At 71.2% G+C, this 5,944-nt stretch carries 5 protein-coding genes; all 5 read right to left on the reverse strand.

Going from position 1 to position 5,944, the window contains the following annotated elements; translation table 11 throughout:
• Positions 1-1,145, reverse strand: a 1,145-nt coding sequence (gene radA, locus KBA23_RS15155; protein WP_290742593.1) for a DNA repair protein RadA, incomplete at its 3' end; no start/stop codon positions are given.
• A gap of 34 nt (positions 1,146-1,179) precedes the next feature.
• Positions 1,180-2,541, reverse strand: a complete 1,362-nt coding sequence (gene gdhA, locus KBA23_RS15160; RefSeq protein WP_290742596.1) for an NADP-specific glutamate dehydrogenase — start codon at positions 2,539-2,541, stop codon at positions 1,180-1,182.
• A gap of 101 nt (positions 2,542-2,642) precedes the next feature.
• Complete coding sequence (locus KBA23_RS15165) at positions 2,643-3,401, reverse strand: ATP-binding cassette domain-containing protein (RefSeq protein WP_290742599.1); 759 nt, start codon at positions 3,399-3,401, stop codon at positions 2,643-2,645.
• On the reverse strand, positions 3,401-4,189 hold the full coding sequence (locus tag KBA23_RS15170) for an ABC transporter permease (RefSeq protein ID WP_290742601.1): 789 nt from the start codon (positions 4,187-4,189) through the stop codon (positions 3,401-3,403). The genes KBA23_RS15165 and KBA23_RS15170 overlap by 1 nt, the downstream gene beginning before the upstream one ends.
• Complete coding sequence (gene alr / locus KBA23_RS15175; protein ID WP_290742604.1) at positions 4,186-5,238, reverse strand: alanine racemase; 1,053 nt, start codon at positions 5,236-5,238, stop codon at positions 4,186-4,188. The genes KBA23_RS15170 and alr overlap by 4 nt, the downstream gene beginning before the upstream one ends.
• Positions 5,239-5,944 lie beyond the last annotated feature (706 nt).

The following is a 5,944-nucleotide window of genomic DNA, read 5'->3' on the forward strand; positions in this document are numbered from 1 at the left end:
AGCGCCGTGTCCTGCCGGGCGGAGAGGAGCGCGGCCGCGACCGCGAGATCGGCCGCCGGCTGGGTGACGCGCAGGCCGCCGGCGACGTTGAGATAGACGTCGAGCCCGGCGAAGCCGACGCCCGCCCGCGCCTCCAGCACGGCGAGGATCATGGCGAGGCGTCCCTGATCGTAGCCGAGCGACGAGCGGCGCGGGGTGGCGAGCGGCGAGGGGGCGACGAGGGCCTGCACCTCGGCAAGGAGCGGCCGGGTGCCCTCGACGCCGGCGAAGACCGCCGAGCCCGGGGCGGCGCTCTCGCGCTCGGAGAGGAAGAGGGCCGAGGGGTTCGCCACCTCGGCGAGGCCGGCCCCGGTCATCTCGAAGACGCCGATCTCGTCGGAGGGGCCGAAGCGGTTCTTGACCGCGCGCAGGATGCGGAACTGGTGGCCGCGCTCGCCCTCGAAATAGAGCACCGCGTCGACCATGTGCTCGACGACGCGGGGCCCGGCGATCTGGCCGTCCTTGGTGACGTGGCCGACGAGGATCACCGCGCAGCCCCGCCGCTTGGCGAAGGAGACGAGCGCGTCGGCCGAGGCGCGGACCTGGGCGACCGAGCCCGGCGCGCTCTCGACATGGTCGAGCCACATGGTCTGGATCGAGTCGATCACCGCGATCTCGGGCCGCTCCGCCTCGAGCGCGGCGAGGATGTCGCCGAGATTGGTTTCCGCCGCGAGGCGGAGCGGCGCGTCGCCGAGCCCGAGGCGGGCGGCGCGCATGCGGATCTGGCTCGCCGCCTCCTCGCCGGAGACGTAGACGACGTTCGCGCCCCGGCGCGCCGCGGCCGCGGCCGCCTGGAGGAGCAGGGTGGACTTGCCGATGCCGGGGTCGCCGCCGACGAGGACGGCCGAGGCGTGGACGAGCCCGCCGCCGAGGGCGCGGTCGAGCTCGGCGATGCCGGTCTCGCGCCGCGCCGGGGCCGGCTCCTCGGTGGCGAGCTCGACGAGCGCCGCCGCCCGCCCCTTCGCCGCGCGCCGCCCCTGCGGGCCCGGCGCGCCGCCCGCCTCCTCGGCGATGGTGTTCCAGGCCCCGCAGGACTCGCAACGCCCCGCCCACTTGGCGAAGGTCGCGCCGCAGGCGGCGCAGGCATAGGCGAGGCGACGGTTCATGCGGGGCGGCGCGGCGTCATGTCTCCCGGGCCGCTCACACCACGCCGAACGCGCGCATCGGCTCGGCGACGCGGATGAAGCCGGCGATGTTGGCGCCGATCACGTAGTCGCCGGGCGCGCCGAACTCCTCGGCGGTGGCATGGCAGATGCCGTGGATGTCGCGCATGATCTGGGCGAGCCGCGCCTCTGTCTTCTGGAAGGTCCAGTTGTCCCGCGAGGCGTTCTGCTGCATCTCGAGCGCCGAGGTGGCGACCCCGCCGGCATTGGCCGCCTTGCCCGGCGCGAAGCGGATCTTCGCCTCCTGGAACAGCCGGATGGCCTCGGGGGTGCAGGGCATGTTGGCGCCCTCGCCCACCGCGATCACACCGTTGCGAAGCAGGGCCCTGGCGTCCTTTCCGGTCAGCTCGTTCTGTGTCGCCGAGGGCATCGCCACGTCGCAGGGCACGTCCCAGATCGAGCCGTCCCCGGCCTTGACGAAATAGACCCCGTTCCCTTCGCGCTTCGCCTTGGCGTAGTCCGAGATGCGGCCGCGGCGGACCTCCTTGATCTCCTTGACCAGATCGAGGTCGATGCCGTTCTCGTCAACGAGATACCCGCCGCTGTCCGAGCAGGCGATGACCTTGCCGCCGAACTCGCCGACCTTCTCGATGGTGTAGATCGCGACGTTGCCCGAGCCCGAGACCACGACCTTCCTGCCGGCGAAGCTGGCGCCGATCGTCTTCAACATCGCCTCGGTGAAGTAGGTGTTGCCGTAGCCCGTGGCCTCCTTGCGCGCCAGCGAGCCGCCGTAGAACAGGCCCTTGCCGGTCAGCACGCCGGCCTCGAACTTGTTGGTCAGGCGCTTGTACTGGCCGAAGAGGTAGCCGATCTCGCGCGCGCCCACCCCGATGTCGCCCGCCGGCACGTCGGTGTATTCGCCGATATGGCGGTGGAGCTCGGTCATGTAGCTCTGGCAGAAGCGCATGACCTCGCCGTCCGAGCGGCCCTTGGGGTCGAAGTCCGAGCCGCCCTTGCCGCCGCCGATCGGCAGGCCGGTCAGCGCGTTCTTGAAGGTCTGCTCGAAGCCGAGGAACTTGATGATCCCGACGTTGACCGACGGGTGGAACCGCAGGCCGCCCTTGTAGGGGCCCATCGCCGAGGAGAACTGCACCCGGAAGCCGCGGTTGATCTGGACCCTGCCCTTGTCGTCGGTCCAGGGCACGCGGAAGATGATCTGGCGCTCGGGCTCGCAGATGCGCTCGATCAGGGCGTCCTCGAGATAGTCCGGCCGCTTGGCGACCACGCGGCCGAGGCTTTCGAAGACCTCGCGGACGGCCTGGTGGAACTCCGGCTCCCCGGCGTTGCGCCGGATGACCTCGTCGTAGATCGGTTCGAGCTTGTCGTCGAGGATCGTCAATTTTCCCTCCGGAGCATGCGGATGCGTCTGTCAGGTTTCATGCGGATGTCAGGCTGATAGCGGCATGAGGGCGCAGGCGGAAGACGGGATCGGCAGCAGGTTCACCGGATCGCGGCGATCGGGCCGTCGGCGCGGCCGTGGATGAACTGGTCGACGAAAGGGTCGCCGCAGGCGTCCATCGCCTCGACCGGGCCGGCCCAGCGCACCACCCCGCCGTGCAGCAGCGCCACGTGGTCGGCGACGGTGCGCACCGTGGTCATGTCGTGGGTGATCGTCACCGCGGTGGCGCCCATCTCGGTCACCAGTTCGCGGATCAGGTCGTTGATGACGCCGGCCATGATCGGGTCGAGGCCGGAGGTCGGCTCGTCGAAGAAGATCACGTGCGGATCGGTGGCGATCGCCCGGGCGAGGCCGACGCGCTTCTGCATCCCGCCCGAAAGCTCGGCCGGGAAGAGGTCGGCGACCTCCGGCCCGAGGCCGACGCGGGCGAGCTTGCCCACCGCGAGCGCGTGGGCGTCGCGGCGGGAAAGGGGCTGGCGGGCGTGGATCAGGCGGAAGGCGACGTTGTGCCAGACGGGAAGCGAATCGAAGAGCGCGCCGCCCTGGAACAGCATCCCGAAGTCGCGCAGGAAGGCGCGGCGGTCGATGCGGCCGGCCGGGATCCCGTCGATCAGGATCTCGCCCGCGTCCGGCTTCAGGATGCCGAGGATGCATTTCAGCGTCACCGACTTGCCCGTGCCGGAGCCGCCGATGATGACGAGACTTTCGCCCTTCATCACCGCGAGGTCGACGCCGGCGAGCACCTCCGGGCCGCCGAAGGCCTTGCGGACGCCGCGAAGCTCGATCCGGGGGACGGGCATCAGAAGAACAGCTCGGTCAGGAGGTAGTTGGCGGCGAGGATCAGGACCGAGGCGGAGACGACGGCGTCGGTGGTGGCGCGTCCCACCCCCTGGGCGCCGCGCCCGGAATGGTAGCCGTGGTAGCAGCCCATCAGCGCGAGGATGAAGCCGAAGGCCGCCGCCTTCACGAGGCCGGAGACGACGTCCATGGTCTCGAGGAAGTCCACGGTGTTGCGGATGTAGTTCGCGCCGTTGATGTCGAGCCGGTAGACGCCGACGAGGTAGCCGCCCATCACCCCGATCACGTCGCCGATGCCGACGAGGACGGGCAGCGCCAGCGTGGCGGCGAGCACGCGGGGCAGGACGAGGTATTTCATCGGGTCGGTGGAGAGCGTGGTCAGCGCGTCGATCTGCTCGGTGACGCGCATGGTGCCAAGCTCGGCGGCGATCGAGGAGGCGACGCGGCCGGCGACCATCAGGCCGCCGAGGACGGGGCCGAGTTCGCGGACGATGCCGATGGCGACGATCGAGGGCACCACGGTCTCGGCGTTGAAGCGCGCGCCGCCGGCGTAGATCTGGAGCGCCAGCGCGCCGCCGGTGAAAAGGGTGGTCAGCCCGACCACGGGAAGGGAGAAGTAGCCGATGCGGATCAGCTGGCGGCCGAGCTCGCCCCAGTAGAACGGCGGCCGGACGAGTTGGGAGACGGCGTCGGCGGCGAAGAGCGTCACGCGCCCGGTGGCGGCGAGGAGGCCGATGGTCGAGCGGCCGATGGAGGCGAGGAGGCCGAGGAGAAGGCTGGCGGCGGTCATGGGCCGCCGTGATAGACGCGCTCGTAGCGCGGGCCAAGGCCCGTCAGCACCTCGTAGCCGATCGTCCCGGCGGCCGCGGCGAGGGCGTCGACCCCCTGGCGTGCGTTCAGGATCGCGAGCGCCGGGGGGACGGCGGGGAGATCGGTCACGTCGGCGGTGATCAGGTCCATCGAGACGCGACCGACCATCGGGACCGGCGTGTCGCCCGCCCAGAGCGTGACGCCGGCGCCGCCGAGGGCGCGCAGGAGGCCGTCGGCGTAGCCGGCGGACAGGGTGGCGATGCGCGAGGGTCGCGTCGCGGTCCAGCCGGCGCCGTAGCCGACCGCCTCGCCGGGGGCGACGTCGCGGACCTGGATCACCGGCAGTTCCAGCGTGACCGCGGGCCGGGCGCCGGCGAAGGGGAGGCCGCCGTAGAGGCCGATCCCCGGGCGGACGAGGTCGAGGTGGAAATCCGGCCCGAGCAGCACGCCGCCGGTGGCGGCGAGGCTGAGGCGGGCGCCCGGGAAGCGCGCCGCTGCGGCGCCGAAGGCGGCGCGCTGGGCGGCGTTCAGCGGGTGGCCGGGCGCGTCGGCGCAGGCGAGGTGGCTCATCACGAGGACGGGCGCGAGCGCGGGCAGGACGTCGGCGAGGGCGTCGAGGTCGGCGGCTTCCAGCCCCAGCCGGTTCATGCCGCTGTCGAGCTGGAGCGCGGCCGGGCGGCCGGGGCAGGCGGCGAGGAAGGCGCGGACCTGATCGGCGCTGTTGAGGCAGGGCACGAGGTCGTGGGCGGTGACGAGGGGGGCGTCGCCGTCCATCATGCCGCCGAGGACGTGGATCGCCGGGCCGGGGCCGAGCGCCTCGCGCAGCGCCGCGCCCTCCTCGGCCAGCGCCACGAAGAACGTGCGGACGCCGGCGGCGCGGAGCGCCCGGCCGACCGGGGCGGCGCCGATGCCGTAGGCGTCGGCCTTGAGCACCGCCGCGGTCTCGACGCCGGGGCCGGAGAGCGCATCGAGGGCGCGCCAGTTGGCGACGATCGCGCCGAGGTCGATGGTCAGGCGGGCGCGGGCGATGGTCGGGGCTCCTGCGGCCAGACGGGCGCTCGCCGCGAGTGCGGCGACGGACAGCCCAGTGGGTTCAGTACGTCCTACTCGTGCAGTTCAAGCCGCCGCCAACTCCAGGGCTACAATCGGTGGTTGTCGTCGTCGGACCGACGTTTTGCAGTCTTTGTCCTGTTTGCCGCATGCTTTCGCTCATTGCGATGGCGCTAGCAGATGCGGCGGCACGATGGTCGCCGGCCTCCTCCTGCATGCAACGCGCCATCTCGGGTGTTCCCGCGATGAATCCGTAACCTTCGCAGTTGCTACGATAGGTGGCCAGCTTCGCTTCGTTGCTCGCAGTGGCCATCCAAGCCGGAGAGCCAACCATGCCAACTGCCTTCGACCCGTCCGCTTGGGTACATGCTGTGACCGCCACGCCGCAGGCAACTGCTATCCACCCGGCACTGCTCCACATCTACAGAGGCCTCCTCGGTTAGAGTTAGTCTTTATCTGACGGCCGAGCATCCGCCGCGACTTGATCGGCCAGATACGCACCGAATTCAAGCGCACGACGTACTTGGAAGGGCAAAGCCGGTTGCGAAATCGTCGAAGGTGTACCGCACCCGGTTCCCTGGACAGTAGGTTGCACTATGCCGCGCATGGCAGGTTCTGGTCGAGCCATCTCTGACGTGCGGCGGCGGGGCTGAGGTGGCCGTTCTTCTCGATCAGCCACTGGGTG

It is taken from the genome of Amaricoccus sp. (assembly GCF_017995835.1).
In the GTDB taxonomy this organism is placed as follows: Bacteria; Pseudomonadota; Alphaproteobacteria; order Rhodobacterales; family Rhodobacteraceae; genus Amaricoccus.

Coding starts and splice junctions, on each gene's coding strand:
- KBA23_RS15170 (WP_290742601.1), bottom strand. CDS start 4,189: ATGACCGCCGCCAGCCTTCTCCTCGGCCTCCTCGCCTCCATCGGCCGC.
- KBA23_RS15165 (WP_290742599.1), bottom strand. CDS start 3,401: ATGCCCGTCCCCCGGATCGAGCTTCGCGGCGTCCGCAAGGCCTTCGGC.